General features: G+C 33.6%; 19 protein-coding genes. 12 read left to right on the forward strand and 7 right to left on the reverse strand.

The annotated features are described in order from the left end of the window. Nucleotides 1-564 precede the first annotated feature (564 nt). Nucleotides 565-1,674, forward strand: coding sequence for a M14 family zinc carboxypeptidase (locus AC1Q7L_RS02215; protein ID WP_492305610.1), 1,110 nt, complete (start codon nucleotides 565-567; stop codon nucleotides 1,672-1,674). A 140-nt stretch (nucleotides 1,675-1,814) separates the two neighbouring features. Here AC1Q7L_RS02215 and AC1Q7L_RS02220 read toward each other — a convergent pair whose 3' ends face one another. Further along, entirely contained in the window at nucleotides 1,815-2,324 is a 510-nt protein-coding gene (locus AC1Q7L_RS02220) for a DUF4920 domain-containing protein (RefSeq protein ID WP_066758175.1), read from the reverse strand. A gap of 513 nt (nucleotides 2,325-2,837) precedes the next feature. Between AC1Q7L_RS02220 and AC1Q7L_RS02225 the strand changes: the two genes are divergently transcribed. The 3 genes from AC1Q7L_RS02225 (at nucleotide 2,838) to AC1Q7L_RS02235 (ending at nucleotide 6,970) form a co-directional block, all read left to right on the forward strand. Further along, nucleotides 2,838-4,253 (forward strand): APC family permease, encoded by a 1,416-nt coding sequence (locus tag AC1Q7L_RS02225; protein ID WP_492305609.1) that lies wholly within the window; start codon nucleotides 2,838-2,840, stop codon nucleotides 4,251-4,253. Between the two features lie 368 nt (nucleotides 4,254-4,621). After that, nucleotides 4,622-5,062, forward strand: coding sequence for a GPW/gp25 family protein (locus AC1Q7L_RS02230; protein ID WP_410690671.1), 441 nt, complete (start codon nucleotides 4,622-4,624; stop codon nucleotides 5,060-5,062). Between the two features lie 24 nt (nucleotides 5,063-5,086). Next, complete coding sequence (locus AC1Q7L_RS02235) at nucleotides 5,087-6,970, forward strand: type VI secretion system baseplate subunit TssF (RefSeq protein ID WP_492305608.1); 1,884 nt, start codon at nucleotides 5,087-5,089, stop codon at nucleotides 6,968-6,970. 65 nt (nucleotides 6,971-7,035) lie between these two features. Here the strand turns inward: AC1Q7L_RS02235 and AC1Q7L_RS02240 are convergent, their stop codons facing one another. The 3 genes from AC1Q7L_RS02240 to AC1Q7L_RS02250 form a co-directional block, all read right to left on the reverse strand. Then, nucleotides 7,036-7,335: a putative quinol monooxygenase gene (locus AC1Q7L_RS02240; protein WP_492305607.1), complete on the reverse strand. Its 300-nt coding sequence runs from the start codon at nucleotides 7,333-7,335 to the stop codon at nucleotides 7,036-7,038. A 170-nt stretch (nucleotides 7,336-7,505) separates the two neighbouring features. Next, complete coding sequence (locus AC1Q7L_RS02245; protein WP_492305606.1) at nucleotides 7,506-8,189, reverse strand: type 1 glutamine amidotransferase domain-containing protein; 684 nt, start codon at nucleotides 8,187-8,189, stop codon at nucleotides 7,506-7,508. A 344-nt stretch (nucleotides 8,190-8,533) separates the two neighbouring features. Continuing rightward, on the reverse strand, nucleotides 8,534-9,103 hold the full coding sequence (locus AC1Q7L_RS02250; protein ID WP_492305605.1) for a Crp/Fnr family transcriptional regulator: 570 nt from the start codon (nucleotides 9,101-9,103) through the stop codon (nucleotides 8,534-8,536). 189 nt (nucleotides 9,104-9,292) lie between these two features. Here AC1Q7L_RS02250 and uvrA point away from each other — a divergent pair, with 189 nt between their 5' ends. The 4 genes from uvrA to AC1Q7L_RS02270 all read left to right on the forward strand — a co-directional run bounded on the left by uvrA (nucleotide 9,293) and on the right by AC1Q7L_RS02270 (nucleotide 13,671). Further along, a complete protein-coding gene (uvrA, locus tag AC1Q7L_RS02255) occupies nucleotides 9,293-12,124 on the forward strand; it encodes an excinuclease ABC subunit UvrA (protein ID WP_492305604.1) in 2,832 nt (943 codons plus the stop codon). 10 nt (nucleotides 12,125-12,134) lie between these two features. Then, nucleotides 12,135-12,734, forward strand: coding sequence for a hypothetical protein (locus AC1Q7L_RS02260; protein WP_492305603.1), 600 nt, complete (start codon nucleotides 12,135-12,137; stop codon nucleotides 12,732-12,734). A gap of 229 nt (nucleotides 12,735-12,963) precedes the next feature. Beyond that, entirely contained in the window at nucleotides 12,964-13,368 is a 405-nt protein-coding gene (locus tag AC1Q7L_RS02265; RefSeq protein ID WP_492305602.1) for a hypothetical protein, read from the forward strand. Between the two features lie 168 nt (nucleotides 13,369-13,536). Beyond that, on the forward strand, nucleotides 13,537-13,671 hold the full coding sequence (locus AC1Q7L_RS02270) for a bacteriocin-like protein (RefSeq protein WP_082891208.1): 135 nt from the start codon (nucleotides 13,537-13,539) through the stop codon (nucleotides 13,669-13,671). Between the two features lie 51 nt (nucleotides 13,672-13,722). Here the strand turns inward: AC1Q7L_RS02270 and AC1Q7L_RS02275 are convergent, their stop codons facing one another. Together AC1Q7L_RS02275 and AC1Q7L_RS02280 are read right to left on the reverse strand one after the other, a co-directional pair. Next, the gene (locus tag AC1Q7L_RS02275) at nucleotides 13,723-14,295 is read right to left on the reverse strand and encodes a hypothetical protein (protein WP_492305601.1); all 573 of its coding nucleotides are present in this window, start codon (nucleotides 14,293-14,295) and stop codon (nucleotides 13,723-13,725) included. A 74-nt stretch (nucleotides 14,296-14,369) separates the two neighbouring features. Further along, the gene (locus tag AC1Q7L_RS02280) at nucleotides 14,370-15,449 is read right to left on the reverse strand and encodes an acyltransferase family protein (protein WP_492329372.1); all 1,080 of its coding nucleotides are present in this window, start codon (nucleotides 15,447-15,449) and stop codon (nucleotides 14,370-14,372) included. A gap of 127 nt (nucleotides 15,450-15,576) precedes the next feature. Here AC1Q7L_RS02280 and AC1Q7L_RS02285 point away from each other — a divergent pair, with 127 nt between their 5' ends. The 3 genes from AC1Q7L_RS02285 (at nucleotide 15,577) to AC1Q7L_RS02295 (ending at nucleotide 17,005) form a co-directional block, all read left to right on the forward strand. After that, a complete protein-coding gene (locus tag AC1Q7L_RS02285; RefSeq protein WP_410690660.1) occupies nucleotides 15,577-16,089 on the forward strand; it encodes a DUF421 domain-containing protein in 513 nt (170 codons plus the stop codon). Nucleotides 16,090-16,094: 5 nt separating this feature from the next. Further along, entirely contained in the window at nucleotides 16,095-16,589 is a 495-nt protein-coding gene (locus AC1Q7L_RS02290) for a GNAT family N-acetyltransferase (protein ID WP_492305599.1), read from the forward strand. Between the two features lie 119 nt (nucleotides 16,590-16,708). Next, nucleotides 16,709-17,005 (forward strand): hypothetical protein, encoded by a 297-nt coding sequence (locus AC1Q7L_RS02295; protein ID WP_410690658.1) that lies wholly within the window; start codon nucleotides 16,709-16,711, stop codon nucleotides 17,003-17,005. Between the two features lie 147 nt (nucleotides 17,006-17,152). Here AC1Q7L_RS02295 and AC1Q7L_RS02300 read toward each other — a convergent pair whose 3' ends face one another. Beyond that, nucleotides 17,153-17,467, reverse strand: coding sequence for a DUF4286 family protein (locus tag AC1Q7L_RS02300; RefSeq protein ID WP_410690657.1), 315 nt, complete (start codon nucleotides 17,465-17,467; stop codon nucleotides 17,153-17,155). A 148-nt stretch (nucleotides 17,468-17,615) separates the two neighbouring features. On the opposite strand from AC1Q7L_RS02300, the gene gyrA reads away from it, so the two are divergent. After that, the gene (gene gyrA, locus AC1Q7L_RS02305; RefSeq protein WP_492305598.1) at nucleotides 17,616-20,204 is read left to right on the forward strand and encodes a DNA gyrase subunit A; all 2,589 of its coding nucleotides are present in this window, start codon (nucleotides 17,616-17,618) and stop codon (nucleotides 20,202-20,204) included. Nucleotides 20,205-20,209: the final 5 nt, after the last annotated feature.

The raw sequence follows: 20,209 nt of genomic DNA on the forward strand, positions 1-20,209 counted from the left end.
GGATTCATCTAAACATCAGCTCATAATTTTAACATATAGAGTAGGAGATTAGCTAAATACCTGATTTTGTATATATTTACTGATTACAAATGTATGTTTTGGATTATTTTACCTCCGTAAACACCCAATATGGGCTCATTTTAGTGTTTAATTATAGTTAAACAACAAAACCTATTTTAAATAAATTTAAAAGCGAGTTACGCTTTTAATTTAATTCAAATTAAACACTGATTTTTAAGGTAGTTTTCTGAATAATTAACAATTTACATTTGTATATAAAAAGTAATTAACATACTTATCCACTATCCACATGTTTAAGTTAATTACACTCATTTCTTGATAAATAGGGTTTTTCACACTTAAAGTGAAGTTCTAAATAACATTTAAGTAGATTTTATAATTGACTGACTTTAAGTTATTTAAATATGTTTAATTAAATTATCCACAATCCACAATTTTATCCACAGACAATCTGTCATTTTACATTGTTTAATAAGTTTACAAACGTTAATTTTATTTTTTGACTAAAAATGGTTAAATTTGACTCTTGTAAACTATTCCACAATGAATTTTGAACAGATCTATTTAGAAAACCCTAATTTTCCAAACCGCTATATTTCCCCTGAAAAATTATTTTCATACTTACAGACGAATCTCGCAGACTATATTCAGGAGATTGGAAAATCGTATTTGGAAAAACCTATTTATAAACTAAGCATCGGAACCGGAAACATAAATATTCTGGCCTGGTCACAAATGCACGGAAATGAGTCGAACGCTACACATGCCATGTTAGACTTGTTGATCACTTTAGATAAAGCTCCGGAACTGAAGGAAGAACTTTTCAGTAAGATCAAACTGGATTTTATTTTTATGCTAAATCCTGACGGCTCTGAAAAATGGACAAGGCTCAATGCTTCGGATATTGATCTTAACAGAGACTTCCATAACGAGTCGAGTAAAGAGATTAAATTTCTGAAAAATGCTGTTGCTTCAAAGAAATATGATTACGCTCTGAATTTACATGAGCAGAGAACAATTTTTACAACAGACGGAATCCATCCTGCGACTTTATCATTTTTGGCACCTTCGGAAAATGTAGAACGTACGCTTACCGAAAACAGAAAAAAATGCATGGCGGTAATTGCGGAAGTTTATCATCATCTGAAAGAATTAATTCCAAATCAGATTGGTAGATATTCGGATGAATTTTATCCGACTTCTACAGGCGATAATTTCATCAAAGCAGGAATGCCTACGATTTTATTTGAAGGCGGACATTTTGTAGATGACTACACGAGAAAAGGAACTAGAAAATATTATACGATTGCATTCTATTATGCACTAAAAGCAATCAGCGAATTAAACTCTGATATTACAGGTTGGGAAGCTTATCTTGAAATTCCCGAAAATCAGGAAACGCATTACGATATCGTTTACAGAAATGTAAAGTTGAATACCGATCATGAATGTATTTTAGATGTCGCTGTTCAGTACCGCGAAATTATGGAGGAGGGAAAAGACGAAATATCTTTTGTACCGTTTGTAATGGAAGTCGGAGATGTGAAGAAAAGAAAAGGCTGGCTCGAGATTGACTGCACCGGAAAGAAATTTATTTCTGCCACTAAATATCCAAAACTGGATGCTGTAGTAGGATTTAAAATAGAAGACTAAAAAAAGCGGAACAATTTGTTCCGCTTTTGTTTTATGTAATTTTTTAGACGTCGCTTTATCAGCAAATTTATTTGCCATTCTTTGCTCCTTAAAAATTGGAGGCATAAAAATAAAACTTTGCGTTTAAAATTTTAGAATTATTAGTTCACAACTTTAATTCCGTTCGCTACAAATCTGATCTCTTCTTTCGGAGTCGTAATCGCGTCAATTTCAGCTTGAGGTTTTTTAGCATCTTCTGCGTAATGTTTTTGCTCATCGATAGAAGTTACTTTTCTTTCAGCGCTTCCGTCTAACACAACAGTTTTACCTTTCAAAGCAGTCGGAACGAAAAATGCATAATCTTTCATTTTTACGAAGAACTGAGAATTATCTTCAGTCTGGATCGTTAACCAACAACCTTTTTTATCACAAACATCAACAACTTTTCCTTTGATAGCTACGTTTTCTACTTTTTTGTTCTCTTTTTTAAGCTTTTTGCTTAATTTATCTACAGAAATAGCTTTAGATTCCACTCCGGAAGAAACTGCGCTTCCGTAAGTATCACCAACTACTGCATTTCCTGCAGGTGGACCGAATTTCTTTGTCTCCTGTGCAAAAGCTAAAGTGGATGCACTTACAGCGACTGCAAATAATATTGCTTTGAATTTCATTTTTAATATTTTTTCCAAAAATACTAATAAATATTGAATCAGAAATCGTTAAAAACTTGATAAAAAACAGGTCAGCATTTCTCATGTTTAAATTCATTTTAAATAAATCTATTTGTTGGAATATCATTTTTTAACGCAATATCCGCAAAGGTATTTTAAACTAATCTTGAAAAAAAAATCGATCGCGAGGGCACTTCGTTCAGCAAATGATAACTATAAAATTTAGTTTAAAGAAACACATTTGTGTTTGAGAAATTTTTAAGTTTAATCCACAAACAAGCATTGTACTAAAAGAAATAATGAATGAATAAATAAATAATTTATTTACTGCTATCATTTGCTGAACGAAGTGCCCTCGCGATCGAAAAAAATAAAAACTATTTATTACAAAAAAACCTTGCGATCGTTGCGTTTAAAACAATAAATATACTTTTTCATTCCAACTAAGCTTAATTTTAAACAAAATCCGAAACGAATCACATATTTATTTATATTTGACGCCTATACTTGACTATGCAAAAAAAACTAAAACTTTGGGACGCCATCATGCTTGTAATGGGTTCCATGATCGGAAGTGGAATCTTCATCGTAAGTGCCGACATGATGCGGAATCTAGGTTCGGGATATTGGCTTATCGTTGTTTGGGTGATCACGGGAATCATGACGGTGGCTGCAGCGATCAGCTATGGTGAACTATCAGCTTTATTTCCTAAAGCAGGAGGGCAATATACCTATCTTAAAGAGATCTTCGGTAAAAAGATGGGGTTCTTGTACGGGTGGGGATTATTTACGGTAATACAGACAGGTACAATCGCTGCGGTGGCAATGGCTTTCGGAAAGTTTACGGCATATTTGGTTCCTGCTCTTAATGATGCAGCACCCATCTTTCAAAGTGGAGAATTTAAAATCACCTGGATACAGATTTTAGCCATCGGAACAATAATTTTATTGACTTATTTTAATACAAGAGGTGTTGAAAGTGGAAAAATATTACAAAATGTTTTCACAGGTTCTAAAATCATAGCCATATTAGGCTTGATTGCTGCTGGATTTATTTTAGTTGATTTCTCTCATTTGGCGGAAAATTTTAGCTTGGGATATGATTCTTTCAGCAATCTTAAAAAAGATGCTCTCGGAAACTTCCTGAAAGAAGGTTGGGAACCTATCGGCGGAATGACTCTACTGGGCGGAATTGCAGCAGCAATGGTAGGTTCCGTATTCAGTTCTGTGGCTTGGGAAAGTGTGACCTTTGTTTCGGGGGAAATTGAAAATCCCCAAAAAAACGTTGTAAAATCTATGATTTACGGAACATCTGCCGTAATGATTTTATACATCGCAGTGAATTATGTTTACTTAAATGCTTTAGACAGAGACGCGATCGCCTTTGCAGAAAATGATAGAGTAGCGGTTGCTGCTTCACACTTTATTTTCGGAAGTGCAGGTACGGTAATTATTGCCGTTTTGGTAATGGTTTCTACCTTCGGATGTAATAATGGATTGATCTTAGCCGGAGCAAGAGTTTTCCAAACTATGGCTAAAGACGGAATGTTCTTCAAACAGGCCGAAAAAAACAACAAAAACGAAGTTCCCGCTAATGCACTATGGATGCAGGGAGTTTGGGCTTGTTTGCTGTGTTTAAGCGGTCAATACGGCAATCTTTTAGATATGATCTCATTCGTGATCGTTTTATTTTACATGATAACCGTTTTTGGAGTTATTTATTTAAGATTTAAGCAACCTGATCTTGAAAGACCTTATAAAACGTGGTTATATCCGGTTACACCGATCGTTTATTTACTTATTGGATCTGGTTTTTGTATTTTATTATTAATTTACAAGCAACAATATACTTGGCCCGGATTCGTAATGGTCTTGCTCGGACTTCCGGTTTATTATTTTATCAATCGAAACAAGAAAATAGAAGAATAAATTTCAAAAGCTGTTTGACTAAGTCGGACAGCTTTTTTTATTACTCATTGCCAATTGCTCATTATTTATATTTAGGAGCTATTTCCCGCTTTCCACTATATCTTTTTCATTACGGCCTCCGCTTCGCTCCGGCCGCAACAAAAAAGGATGTCGTTTCAATCAGGGCTAGGACTGTAATGATTTCAACTACTGTTTGTCTTTTGATAAACCTCATAGGTTTTTAAAACCTATGAGGTTTGAATAACGATGCAGAAAGAATTTTAAACAACAATTTTAAAATATTACAATACTCTATTTCGTGAAAAATGTTTAATTTGGTATTTCGTTTTAAGTAAACAAGACTATGACGTAAAAAATAAAGCTGAATCATGGACACACCAAATTATAGAATGCCTTTTGTTCCATCAACATTAATGACGGAGGGAGGAAGTATCGACACCTGCGACATGGGTGAAAGTATTGCCCACAACATCATGTTGCTGATAACCACCAAAAAGGGCGAAAACAGATATGATGAAAATTACGGAAACGACGTTTGGAATCTGGAATTCGATAATGGAGTTACAAGTGCCGTCTGGGAAAATATTTTTATCAAAAGTCTCAAAAGACAGATACAGGAATATGAACCCCGAATCGTTCAGCCGCAGATCGATGCGCATATACAAATTGTAGAACACAACTACGACACAAAAGAACATACGGAAATCAAAAAAAAAGTAAAAATCGCCATTAATGCAAAAATGGAAGAGTCGGGAGAGCGTTTCAGCTTTTCTACAGAATTATTTTTGAGCCCGATGTCTATCGACTAAATATTTTTATTGTAATTAGAATTTATGAATTTAGACCAGAATATTTATTCCAAAGAATCTGTAAAAGCAAGAATGCTTCAGAACGCAACCAAAGTTTGGGGATTAAAAAGTCCGCAGTCATTGGATCCTTTCGTTAAATTACTGATCGATGCGTTCAGTACAGAAGTTTTTAAAGCAAACAACGAAATACAGACGGTAAACGCCCGCATTTTAGAAAAGCTGGCGAAATTATTGACGCCGTCCATTTATACTCACCCGATTCCTTCGCACGCAGTTGCCTTTACACAACCTTACGAATCTTCGGAAGTTTTGTTGGAGCATACCGAGTTTTTCTTCAAAAAGCAAATGACTTCCACGGTAAAATCGGAGTCGGACAAACAGGTGAATATCCCTTTTACACCGATCGGGAATGTGAGAATCAATAAAGCTCAGACATCAATCATGTTTGTAGGAAATACATGCTACAGTATTGATGATCGATTAAATAAAATTCCAATCTCAAGATTTCAGGGAAAACCTGAGGATTACAGAAAAGTAACCATCGGAATTAATGTCAGCAAATATGCAAGCGAAAATTTTCCTAAATATTTAAGCATTTTCTGTTCGAATCCAGCTTTCGAGCATTTGGATTTTGTTTACAAACTGTTGCCGTACATTACAGTTACCAGCAATGGAAATCCTTTGTTTGTGAGAGAAGGTTTATCTTATCTGAAAAGCAGTCAGCCGGAAGGGTATGAGCAGATGTTTCGTGAACAGTCGATCAGAACAAAAACGATTGAAGATATTAAAAGCATTTATCATCATAAATTCATTGAGATCACAGGAACTTCGGACAGTCTTTTTTCGGAACCCGGAAAACTTCCACAAAATCTGGATTTCCTTGAAGAAAAAGATGAAATTTCAAAACATATTGAAGGAAAACGTTATTTATGGTTGACGTTTGAATTTCCACCACAGTTTTCTGCTGAAATTTTAGATAATTTTTCTTTTGTTTTAAATGCTTTTCCAATTTATAACAGAGCCTGGAAAAAAACAGAGTACAGTCTGGATATTATGGGAAATAATATTCCTTTGGTAACGGATGAGGGCGAGCATTTCCTTTACGTTGATGAAGTTCAGGACGGAGAAGGAAGAAGATATACGGAAATTCCTTTTACTCCGGCAGATGATTTAAAGAAAGGGTTGTACACCGTCCGAAAAGGCGGAATGGAACGTTTTACCAACAGAAATGCAGTCGATATGATTGCAAATGTGTTGGAACTGACAAGAGATGAGATCGCAGCGTTTTCACTTTTAAACAGAGACAATGTAAAAGGTGTCTTGAGCGAAATGTCCGACAAAATGAAATCAATGGTTCAGAAAGTGAATAATGCGAAAAGAAGTATTAAACAGGAACTGAATTATGTGATCATGGAGCCTGTAGAGAAAACGGATCATACGTACGCCTCATTTTGGGTTACACATTGCACGTTGGCCAATCACATGCGTCCGGGAACGGAACTTTCCAATCAGTTAAAATCGCAGTCGTTGGTACTTTTAACGGAAAGTATCGGCGGATCTGAAGAGCAAAAAGGAACCGACAGTATTCAGGCTTATAAATACGCTTTGACGACAAGAGATAAGATTATTTCTTTGGAAGACGTTAAAAACTATTGCAGAATGGTTCTGAAAGACGAAGTAAAAGATGTAAGAGTAAAAAGAGGAACTATGATCAGTAACCGACCAAAAGAAGGTTTCGTGCGAACCGTTGAGGTTGAAATTATTCCCCAAAATTATTCTTTCTACGGAAGAGCTTATTGGGAAAATATGGCCAATATTCTCAGAAACCAAATTATTTCAAAAGCGATCGACGGAATTGAATACGTTGTAAAAATAAGCAACGAAGATGTAGATTTTTTTGAAAATTAAAAATATTAAAACAAAAAATTCCGGAAGCTCAATAGTTTTCCGGAATTTTTATTTTTAAAGAATCATTAAAAAAGCTGATCCATAAGAATGACTTCTCTATTTTCAAGCAAAGGGATAATTTGCTCTGCTACCAAACTTTTATAATGTTCAGAATTACGGTGAATTTCTACTGCAGATTCATCTTTATATCCTTCAAATAAAATCAATGTATTTTCATCGGATTTGCTTTGATGTAATTTATAAAACAAATTTCCTTCTTCCTGACTACTTTTTTGAGCGGCTTCTTTCATAATTTGCAGTACAGCATTCAGCTTCCCTTCTTTCACTTGCCATTTGGCGTATACATAAACAGCTTTCTGATTCATTTTCTTTAGATTTAATATTTAATATTTTGTTTTAACCACAAAAGAGATAAAAGATTAACACATTAGTATTTTAAGTTCATCATTAAACTACAAATAAGAACACATAAGTTTTAAAAATCTTTGATTTTTTAATGATTAATTTATTCTAATGGCTTTTGTAACTTTTGTGGTTAAAATACTTTTTTAGATTCTAAAATTGCCACAATCTTTTCACCAACACCTTTTGCAGAGGCAGGATTCTGTCCGGTTACAATATTTCCATCCGTAATACTGTTGGCAGACCAAGCTTCGGCAGCATGAAAAATAGCACCTTGTTCTGTCAATGCAGTCTGAAGATCAAAAGGAACATCTTCTCTTGCATAATTATCCTCTTCTTCTGTTGTAAAAGATGCAATGTTTTTTCCGTTTACGAGATAAGAACCATTGCTTAATTTTACATTTAATAAAGATACGGGACCGTGACAAACTGCGCCAACAACAGCACCGCGTTCGAAAGTTTCAGCAATTACTTTTTTAAGTTCAGAATTTTCAGGCATATCTACCATAGGAGCCAGACCTCCGGGGATAAAAACAGCATCATAATTATTTACATCTACCGTAGATAGTTTTGAAGCTTTGTGCATATCTTCCCAACCTTTACCTGTTAAGAATTTTAAGTTATCAGGATCGTCAGCTAAATTTAAAGCATCTAAAAATGGTGATTCACCGGTAAGGCTTGCAAAATCAATTTGATAATCTGCTTTTTCAAATTCTGCGTAAGGATGTGCTACTTCAGATAAAAATGTACCTGTTCTTCTGTTATTTGTTCCGATGGTGTTGGCATTAGAAACAATGATTAAGATTTTTGATTTCATGACTTAAAATTTTTTTGTTATTAAATAATTGGATTGATCTTTTTGAAATTGTGTTAATTTCTATAGCAAATGTATGTCGATCCAATGCCTTAACAGAAGGAGCAAAGTCACAAAAAAAGTGTGATCGAAATCACACTTAGTAATAAATTGGTTTAAACTATATAATTTTAACCACAAAAGGGACAAAAGCTATTTGGATAAATTAATTATTAGAAAATCAAAGTTCTCAAAAGAATAAAAAAATCAAAGATTTTTAAAACTTCTGTGTTCTTGTTTGCAGCTTAATGATGAACTTAAAATAACTAAAGTGCTAATCTTTTGTCTCTTTTGCGGTTAATGTAAGTTTATTTATTATTGGAATATAATCTGCTTAATGTTTCCCTGCTTACTCCCAAATATTCCGCAATATACTTTTTAGGGATTTGCGAGATGAGGTCAGGATATAGTTTTGAAAATTCCTCATATCGTTGCTGAGGTGTGGAAGATAGTAAAAGAGTTATTCTTTGTTGTAAAGCGATGTAACCGTTTGTCAATTTTACTCTGAAGAAATTTTCCATTTTATGAAATTCTGAAGCTAACCTTTCTCTACCTTCTAAAGTAAGACACGCAACTTCACCATCTTTTAGGCATTCTACAAACATGGTGGCATTATTTTGTTTAAAAAATCCTATATAATCTGTCATCCACCAATTTTTTTTCGCAAACTGTAGAATATGTTCTTTTCCGTCTTCATCTATATAAAAGACTTTGAAAATTCCGTCTAAGGCAAGAAATTCAAATTTCACTTCATCACCTTCATGAATCAGGAATTGATTTTTACGGACTTTTTTTAGAGTGAAAAATGTTTTAATATAATCAAACTCTTCTTCTGTAATTGGGGTTATTTCCTCGATATGTTCTCTTAGCCTGTTCATGGTTTTGGATTAATAAATGTAAATTTAAAAACAATAAGCTTATTTGAACTTTTAATATGTGAAATTTATTTTAAAACAAAAGATTTTATCTATTTTACAGTTGATAAACTAACATTTTTTAACACAAAAAATTCCATAAAATTCCGTAATTTTGCACAGCGTGATTTTCAGGTAAGATCACATCAAATTATGAGTAAATCAAAAGAATATATAGAAGTTTACGGTGCACGAGAGCATAATCTTAAAAACATTAATGTCAAAATTCCTCGTAATGAATTAGTCGTAATTACCGGACTTTCCGGAAGCGGAAAATCTTCATTGGCTTTTGACACTATTTTTGCAGAAGGTCAGCGTCGTTATATTGAAACATTTTCAGCATATGCCCGTCAGTTTTTGGGAGGTTTGGAGCGTCCTGATGTAGATAAAATCGAAGGACTTTCGCCCGTAATTGCAATTGAGCAGAAAACGACCAACAAAAATCCGCGTTCAACAGTAGGAACCGTTACAGAATTGTACGATTACCTTCGTCTTTTGTATGCGAGAGTTTCCGATGCCTATTCATTATCTACAGGAAAGAAATTGGTAAGCTATACCGAAGATCAGATCTTAGATACGATCAAACAAAATTATAAAGGGGAGAAGTTAATGTTGATGGCGCCTGTTGTACGTTCCAGAAAAGGTCATTACCACGAACTTTTTGTTCAGATGGCTAAAAAAGGATACGGACAGGCAAGAATCGACGGAGAATTACAAGATATTGAATATGATTTAAAGCTTGACCGTTACAAAACCCACGACATCGACATCGTAATCGACCGTTGGATCATCGGAGAAAGTGCTTCCGAAAGCAGAATGGAAAAATCATTACGTACAGCAACGGAAATGGGAGAAGGGCTGATCGGAATTCAGAAGTTGGGAAGTACGGAAATTGAATATTTCTCAAAAAACTTAATGGATGCAGAAACTGGACATTCATTAGCGTTGCCAGAACCCAATACTTTTTCATTTAATTCACCGAAAGGAAGCTGTCCGGATTGTAAAGGTTTAGGAACAATCAAAAAAATCAACACCGATTATTTTGTTGAAAATAATAAATTATCGATCAATCAGGGAGGTTTACTTCCTTTGGAAGATATTAAGTCTAATAAATGGATCTTGTCTCAGATCAAAAGTATTCTTGAGATCTTCGGACTTGGTTTAACGACTCCTTTTAAAGATATTCCTGAGGAAGCATTAGACTATATATATAATGGTTGTCATAAAGAATTCAATAAAGATCTGAAATATGCAGGAATTGCCAAGAAGATAAAGGTCAGTTTTGATGGTTTGATTCCTTTTATGGAAGAAATGATTGATGAAAGAGAATCTTACGAAGCGATTTTATTGGAAAGGCATTTCACAACAGAAGAAACTTGTCCATCATGTAATGGAGCTCGTCTTCAGCCGGGAAGTTTAAGTTTTAAAATTGATGGAAAAAATATTGCTGAGGTTAACGGATTAAGTTTAGCCGACCTGAAAGATTGGTTAGCTGATATTAAAGATAAGTTTTCCGAAAAACATAAAATCATCGCTCATGAAATTTTAAAGGAAATCGAAACCAGACTTCAATTCTTATTGGATGTTGGTTTGGATTATTTAAGTTTGAGTAGAAGTTCAAAAACGCTTTCTGGAGGAGAATCTCAAAGAATTCGTTTGGCAACACAAATTGGTTCTCAGTTGGTGAACGTTTTATATATCCTAGATGAACCAAGTATTGGACTACATCAGAGAGACAACGAAAGATTAATTAATTCATTAAAAAATCTTAGAGACATTGGAAACTCTGTTTTGGTTGTTGAACACGACAAAGATATGATTCTTGAAGCTGATGAGGTTTTAGATATTGGTCCAAGAGCCGGAAAATTCGGTGGCGAGATTCTTTGGCAGGGAAAACCAAAAGATTTATTAAAAGCCGATACAATAACAGCGGATTATATTACAGGAAAAAGAAAAATTGAAGTTCCTAGCGAAAGAAGAGCCGGGAATGGAAAAAATATAGTTTTAAAAGGAGCAACAGGAAACAACCTTAAAAATGTTAATCTTGATATTCCGTTAGGAAAATTAGTGGTTGTGACAGGAATTTCAGGAAGCGGAAAATCTTCCCTGATCAACGGAACTTTGTATCCGATTCTTAACAAACATTTTTACAGAGCGGTTCAGGAGCCTTTACCTTACAAGAAAATCGAAGGTCTTGACAACATCGATAAAATTGTAGATGTAGACCAAACTCCGATCGGAAGAACACCTCGTTCAAATCCTGCAACTTATACGGGAATGTTTACAGACATCAGAAATCTTTTTGCAGAATTGCCGGAAAGTAAAATCCGTGGTTACAAGCCGGGAAGATTTTCTTTCAACGTAAAAGGCGGAAGGTGCGAAACCTGTCAGGGTGGAGGCTTGAAAGTCATTGAAATGAATTTCCTGCCTGATGTGTATGTTCATTGCGAAACCTGCAACGGAAAACGTTTTAACAGAGAAACATTGGAAGTTCGTTACAAAGGAAAATCTATTTCTGATGTGTTGGATATGACAATCGATGAGGCAGTAGATTTCTTCCAGCCGATTCCAAAGATTTTTGCTAAAGTGAAAACTTTGCAGGATGTTGGTTTAGGGTATATTACTTTAGGACAACAATCGACAACTCTTTCCGGTGGAGAAGCTCAACGTATCAAGTTAGCGACAGAATTAGCAAAAAGACAAACCGGAAATACATTATACATTCTCGATGAGCCAACAACCGGACTTCACTTTGAAGACGTTAAAATTCTAATGGAAGCAATCAACCAATTGGTAGAACTAGGAAACTCATTTATTATTATTGAACATAATATGGATGTAATAAAATTAGCAGACCATATTATTGACGTTGGACCAGAAGGAGGGAAATATGGTGGTGAAATTGTTGCCAAAGGAACTCCAGAAGAAATTGTGAAGTCTAAAAAGAGTTTGACAGGGAAGTTTTTGAAGAGGGAATTGGAGTAAATCTTAATACATGAACACATTAGCACAAAAAGATGGAAGAAACTCAAAGTATTTTGAAATTCAGGAAGACGGAGTTTTTATAAAAAATAATTTTGCAAAAGAAATAAATGAATATAAGGCCTATTTTTCTGATATTCAGGATGATGAAACTGTATTTAGAAAAAAGAAAGATTCTGTATTAATTGGAATAGTCATTTCTATGGTATTTAATTCGATATTGTTAACTATCTTTATTAATGATAGTTATCAACTTTCCTATTCAATAGGCATGATCGTTTTTGTAATTGCATTGTTTCCTACTTTGATTGTAGGTGGTATATGTAATAATGAATTCAGAAAGGAAAATTCTAAAAGTCTTACAGCTTCAAAGCCTATTATTTTTTCTTACAGAAAAAAAGAAATGGAAGAGGTTGATTCTTTTATTCTCAGAATTAAAGAATGCAAGAAAGAGTATTATTTAAAAACCTATTATAAAGTTGATAATTTAATTCCTGCTCATGTACAAATTTCTAGAATTCATTGGCTCTATGAAAATAAATACATTAATGAAAGTGATGCAAAATTTATTTTAGATGAAATTGATAGTAAGAGGATTATAGAAGGTTTATAATTTTAAAATATAGGCTAAACAGACAATGTTTAGCCTTTTTCATACTCAATATTAACTCCCAATGTTAAATTTTCAATTATTTTAAAATTTTATTTAACTGATAATCAATGTTTTATATTTCAATATTAACCCAATGTTAACAGCATGTGAATTTAGTATTAATTATTTTTAATACCTTTGGTCAAGAGATACAAAATAAGTTTAATATAATATTTAAAACCAAAGAGTTATGAAAAATAAAATTCAAATATTCGTTGCTACAGTTTTCGTTTGTGGATTTATGGCAGTTGTAAATACAGTTAAAGCTCAGACCACTTCAAATAATACGATTCAGGAAGTACAACTGAATAAGAATGATGCTTTCAGTGAGATAAGAAATCTTTTGATCGATAATTTCGACTTTACAAATTCTGATTACAAGCAAGGTGTTGTGAATTCTCAGGTACAGTTTGACGTTGCAGAAAACGGAAAGATTGTAAATGTACATTCTAAAGGAGATTGCAAAAATGTAAGTAAAGAAATTGAAAAAGTATTAAGCAACCTTCAATATAAAATTGACAGCAAAAAGCTTAATGAAAATATGATCGCTTCGACCTACGTGATGCCTGTAAAAGTAGACATCAACAACAGATAATATTCATAAAATCTTTTTATATAAAAACCACACAATCAATTTGTGTGGTTTTGTTTTTATCAATGAAATTAATTATTTAAAACTGCAAATAGTGAAAATTTTAAACATAAAATTGTAATAATCGAGTATGAATTTCGTTTTAACTTTAACCAACAAAATTAAAACGATATGAAAAATTTAAAGAAACTTAACAAAGAAGAACTAAAATCAGTGTACGGAGGGCAGCCAAAAAAGTATTGCGTGTACTGTGAAAGATTAAATCAGACAGTATGCAGCGAGGTTCCAATTGCTCAATGTCCTTAAAAAACAAAAACTGCTTAAATTAAGCAGTTTTTTTATGTTGAAAATGTAAATCTATTTTTTAACTTGAGAAATAAAACTCTTTAAATTAGATTGTAAATCATTTTTTCCTCCAAACTTTTCAGAAAAAGTAATATTATCAACTTTCCATCCGCTGTCTAGGGCGTTTATTAAATTTACAGTGTCGCTCCAGGTAATTTTTGGAGAAACTTGTGAGTTTTCAAAATCAATGGTAACATCAGCAGCCATACCCAAAGGTTTTGTGTTTTCCATTAATTGAATTGACTTTATTTTGTAAGTCGTATATCCTTCATAAAGACTTGTAAACATCGATCCTTCCATTAACAAAGGCTTATCTGTAGGATGATCACTCTTTTTTACTTTCTCAATATCAGCTTTTGAAGTGTTTATTGCTTCCTGAAAAGTTTTTTCAAGCTCAGGCGAGAATAGGTCTTTGGGAATGGGCTTGTTATAAATTGCATCACTCGACTTTCCATAAGTGGAATACAAGGTTTTTACTTTCTGAGTGATCTCGGCATCAGCTCCCAATGCCTTGGGTTTGGGCTCGTTTTTTATACAGCTTGTTAAAAGCAGAAAAATACTTAGGTAAAAAAATAATTGCTTCATAATTTGTGTGTTTTCTTTAATTTTTTCGAAAAAAGAATTTCAAAACTTATGCCAACAATCATATACAAAATACTTTATCTATTTACGACTTCATATTTCTTTTTAAGGTTTAAGAAAAATTTTTCATACGTTATAAAAGATATCCATGAGATAAAGATCGTGCTAGATAAGATGGTAGAATATAATACAGTATTATATAAAAAACTATTATCTATTTTCGGAATGTATTTTACCAATAAAATAACAATAATCCAGTGATAAAGATAAATTCCGTAAGATATTTTTCCTAAAAATCTTGTAACCTTATTGTCAATATTTATGTTGGGATGCTGAACAATATTATAAATTGAAAAAGCAAAAAGCACGGCATAAATTTCATCATTCAAATGATTGGTTCCAAATTTAAAAAACCATAAAATGAATGGAAGCAAGGTTAAAATTATGGTTAAGAAATTATATTTAAACAAGATTTTATTAATGTATTCTTTATTTCTAAAAAATAAGAAACCAATCAAAGTTCCAAGTCCTAAACAATTAAATTTTGTTCCATAAAAAAATCGACTAATCAGAATATAAATTTCTTCACTTTTAAAAAAGATCTGATTAATAAACTTTAGACCAAAAGGAAGAAGCGTAAAAAATGCAATTAATGCAATAATATAATTTAATGCTTTTTTCCTTTTTGAAATAAACATGAAAATTAATGGCCACACAATATAAAACTGTTCCTCAACGCCTATCGACCATATCTGCGGGCTGATGTCCCATGTTTTCTTAAGCGCATAAGCTACATTGGGAAATATAAATAATGGCAATAAAATTCTGCTCAAAGAATAATCCGGACTAAAAATAATGTAAGACAGAAATAAAACCAAATAATACAAAGGCCAAATCCTTAAAACCCGCCTCATGTAGAAGTTTTTGAGATCTATGCCACCGCTTTTTTCCTGTTCTGCTAATAACAAATAAGTAATAAGAAAACCACTGATAACAAAGAAAAGGATTACAGAAAGATGACCGTCAGGATAGATTAGGGTAGGGCTATCAATAAAATTACGAATCCCGTTGTCTTTTTTGATGATTTCAACATGATCCACCACGACAATTGTCGCGGCTAATGCTCTTAATGTATCTAATCCCTTTAAATGTTTCATCATCTATGACCTGATTGACGGCAAATTTAATGTTTATATTTAAAACTAAAGTAATTCCTTTAAACTTGAAATTATTATCAAAGCAAATCATAAAAATCAATACATTTGATACTATAAATAAATTCTTGTGAATCCCATTCTAGATGTAGTTGTCCGCTCGCTATGTGTTTACCTTTTCATGATGGTAGCCATTCGGTTGTTTGGTAAAAATCAGCTTTCTCAACTTAATGCAGGAGACGTGGTTTTGTTGTTGCTGATTTCCAACGCGGTTCAGAATGCAATGGTAGGGCAGGATACTTCTTTACAAGGAGGATTAATTGCGGCTTTGGTTCTTTTTGCAGCCAATTTTATTGTAAAAAGATTAATGTTTGCCAACAAATCATTCAAAAGTTTTATGGAAGCAGATCCTGTAATTTTGGTGAAGGACGGTAAGGTAGATGAAAAAGCTTTAGATGATGTTAAAATAACCATAGATGAACTTGAAGAAGCCGTCCGCGAACACGGTGTTGACGGAATTAAAAATGTAAAATTATCTATTCTTGAAGTTGACGGAAATATCAGCGTAATTTCAGAAGATGAAAAAGATAAGCAGACGCATTATTCCAGAATTAAAAGGAAAAATAAAAGAAAATATCATTAAATACAATGAATTACGAAATACGAGAAATGCTTCCCGATGACGAACCAAAAGTTCTGGAAATTTACAAGCAGGGAATAGACGGTGGTATGGCTACTTTTGAAACAGAAGTTCCCAATCGAGAAGTATGGAATACAGAGTTTTTTAACGACTGCAGATGGGTTTTGGAAAACGAAAATAATGAAGTGGTTGGTTGGTGTGCCCTAAAACATGTAAGTAAAAGAGAATGTTTTAAAGGCGTTGCAGATGTGAGTATTTATTTGGACAATAAATATCAGGGACTAGGTTTAGGTTCAGTTTTGCTTAAAAAGATGATTTTGGATAGCGAAAACCACGGATTCTGGACTTTACAGGCTAACATCTTCCCCGAAAATGAAGCGTCGATCAGATTTCATCAAAAAAACGGCTTTAAAAACGTTGGTCTCCATAAAAAAATCGCAAAATTAAACGGAGAGTGGAAAGATCTTATCTCGTATGAAAGAAGAAGCGAAATAATTTCTTAGATTAGGTTTAAGTCGATAAAATTATAAAGTTTCTTAAAATTTATATAGAATCAAATAATAAAGCGTTATTGGCATCAGACTTGCAAGTTTTCATATCGTAATTTGAAAATAGTTGATTTATGAAAATGCTAACTAAAATAGTAGGATTTTTCTTACTGATTTTTTCTTTTGCTTATTATCAAGCATCACCCCTACAAAAAGGACGTCATCATCGAGGCCACGGACCATCGAAACATTATTATCACGGGCCGAGACCGCATTACAGACCTGTTGCTTACAGGCATCACAGACCTGCAAGACATTATTATAAACCCAGACATTATTACAGACCGGTAAGACCTCATAGATATTCTCATCACAGAGAATACAGAAGACATTACGCACCGTCTAGACCGGTAGTTGTCGTAAGATTATAAAATAAAAAGCACTGATAATTTCAGTGCTTTTGTTTTATGTTTAATTTAAAACAATAATTGTATCAATAGGAACGGGCTTTAGCCCGTTTAAGATAAAAAATCATCTTCAGAATTGGCTTTAGCCAAAACCTACTATTAATTTCAATTTTAAAATCTAGACTTCTTCGGATTTAAAAAAGTATTAAAGATCATTACTTCCTGTCCAAATTTATTTTCAACGATTTCAGTGATATTTAAAAGCTCACTTTCCATAAAATCATTTCGGACATCATCATTATCGAACATCAAAAGGAGATTGTAATTTTTTCCATCTTCGATATAATCGCTGTGTACTTCAGAAAGGATATATTTGTCTACATCCAGTAGGTTTTCAGTCATTAAAACCAATGTTTCATCCATATAATTTTCCCATTTTTCGATATTATCTTTTGTGCAGTGGAAAGTTATACTTAATACGCTCATATTTTATGAATTTTTAAGATTTTGTTGGTAAATTCTAGGGCAAAAATCGACAAATTTTTCGTAAATTAGCACGTTAATAAAAAATCAAAATAGATAATTTTCAGACTCACAGCTAATGGTCTGAATATCATTATAATAAAATTTGTTTATGCAAAAAGAAGGAGAAAGACTGATTCCTATCAACATTGTTGATGAAATGAAGTCATCTTATATCGATTATTCGATGTCGGTTATCGTGTCAAGAGCGTTACCTGATGTAAGAGATGGCTTGAAACCCGTTCATAGAAGAGTGCTGTATGGTATGTATGGATTAGGGGTTTTTTCTAATAGAAAATATTTGAAATCTGCGAGAATTGTTGGGGATGTTTTAGGTAAATATCACCCGCACGGAGACTCTTCAGTATACGATGCAATGGTAAGAATGGCTCAGCCATGGAGTTTACGTTATCCTCAGGTTGATGGTCAGGGTAACTTTGGTTCAATGGATGGTGACCCGCCTGCAGCAATGCGTTATACGGAAGCAAGATTGAAAAAAATCTCTGATGATATTCTTTCAGATTTAGATAAAGAAACTGTTGATTTCCAGAATAACTTTGATGATAGTTTAACTGAACCTACAGTTATGCCTACAAAAATCCCTAACCTTTTGGTTAACGGAACATCAGGTATTGCAGTAGGTATGGCAACAAACATGGCTCCTCACAACTTATCTGAGGCTGTAAATGCTATTGGTGCATATATCGACAATAGAGATATTACGATTGACGAATTAATGCAACACATCATTGCTCCCGATTTCCCTACAGGAGGGATTATCTATGGTTATGATGGTGTAAGAGATGCTTTCCATACAGGTAGAGGTAGAGTAGTTCTTAGAGCTAAAGTAAGCTTTGAAGAAGTACATAACAGAAATGCAATTATCGTTACTGAAATTCCTTTCCAGGTTAATAAGGCTGAAATGATTGCCAGAACAGCCGAATTGGTAAAAGACGACAAGATTGTAGGAATCTACGAAATCAGAGATGAGTCAGACAGAAATGGTCTTCGTATCGTTTATGAATTGAAAAACGATGCAATTCCTAATGTTGTTCTGAACTTATTATATAAATATACGTCACTTCAAACATCTTTTAGTGTTAATAATATTGCTTTGGTACACGGTAGACCGGAACAATTAAACTTAAAAGATATCATTCACCACTTCGTTGAGCACAGACATATTGTCATTGTAAGAAGGACTCAGTACGAGCTTAAAAAAGCGAAGGAAAGAGCTCATATCTTAGAAGGATTCATGAAGGTGATCGGAACTCAGGATTCGTTAGATAAAGCGATTGCTATCATCCGTCACAGTGCAAACCCTCAAGGTGCAAAAGAAGGGTTGATTCAGGAATTTGAACTTTCTGATATCCAGGCTCAGGCAATTCTTGATCTTCGTTTGGCTCGTTTGACGGGAATGGAACTTGATAAGATCCGTGATGAGTATGATGCAATCATGAAAGAAATTGCAGATTTAGAAGATATCTTGGCAAATGAACCTAGAAGATTCCAAATCATTAAGGATGAATTAGCTGAGGTTAAAGAAAAATACGGAGACGAAAGAAGAACTGAAATCGATTATTCAGGAGGAGAAATGTCTATCGAAGATATTATTCCGAACGAGGCGGTAGTTCTTACAATTTCTCATGCAGGTTATGTGAAGAGAACGTTGCTTTCAGAATATAAAATTCAAAGTAGAGGTGGTGTAGGAAACAAAGCGGCTACAACAAGAGATTCAGATTTCTTAGAGTATATTGTTTCTGCGACCAATCACCAATACATGTTGTTCTTTACAGAAAAAGGTAAATGTTATTGGTTAAGAGTGTTCGAAATTCCTGAAGGGTCTAAAACCGCTAAAGGTAGAGCCGTTCAAAACTTAATTAACATCGAACCGGACGATAAGATCAAAGCATATATCAGAACCAACGACTTGAAAGATGTAGACTATATCAATCAAATGAGCGTTGTGATGATTACTAAAAACGGTACGATCAAGAAAACATCTCTTGAAGCGTATTCTAGACCGAGAGTAAATGGTATCAACGCTATTGAAATTAGAGAAAATGATCAACTGTTAAGTGCGTATTTAACCAACGGAACTTCTCAGATTATGATCGCTACTAAAAATGGTAAATGTATCCGTTTCCCAGAGGAAAAAGTAAGAGAAGTAGGTAGAGGATCTATCGGAGTTCGTGGTATCACGATGGAAGATAGCGATGAGGTTATTGGTATGATTGTTGTGAACGATGTAGAAAATGAAACGGTTCTTGTAGTCTCTGAAAAAGGATACGGAAAGAGAACTGCAGTAGAAGATTACAGAATTACCAACAGAGGAGGAAAAGGAGTTATTACCTTAAATATTACTGAAAAAACAGGAAATCTGATTGCCATTCAAAACGTAACAGACGACGATGGGTTGATGATTATCAATAAATCTGGTGTTGCCATCCGTATGAATATGGATGAAATGAGAGTAATGGGTAGAAATACTCAAGGGGTAAGAATGATCAATCTTAAGAAAAATGACGAAATCGCAGCCATTGCAAAAGTAGCGATGGATAAAGATGTAGAAGAAGATTCTGAAGAAATTCAAGAAGGAAGTGAAATTGTAGCTGATAACCAAGAAGACAATACAGCACCTCAGGTTGAAAATGAAAATCCTACAACCGGGGAAACAGAGAATTCTGATTCTGAAGAATAAAATTG

This window comes from Chryseobacterium sp. GW823-FHT05E08 (genome assembly GCF_058795655.1).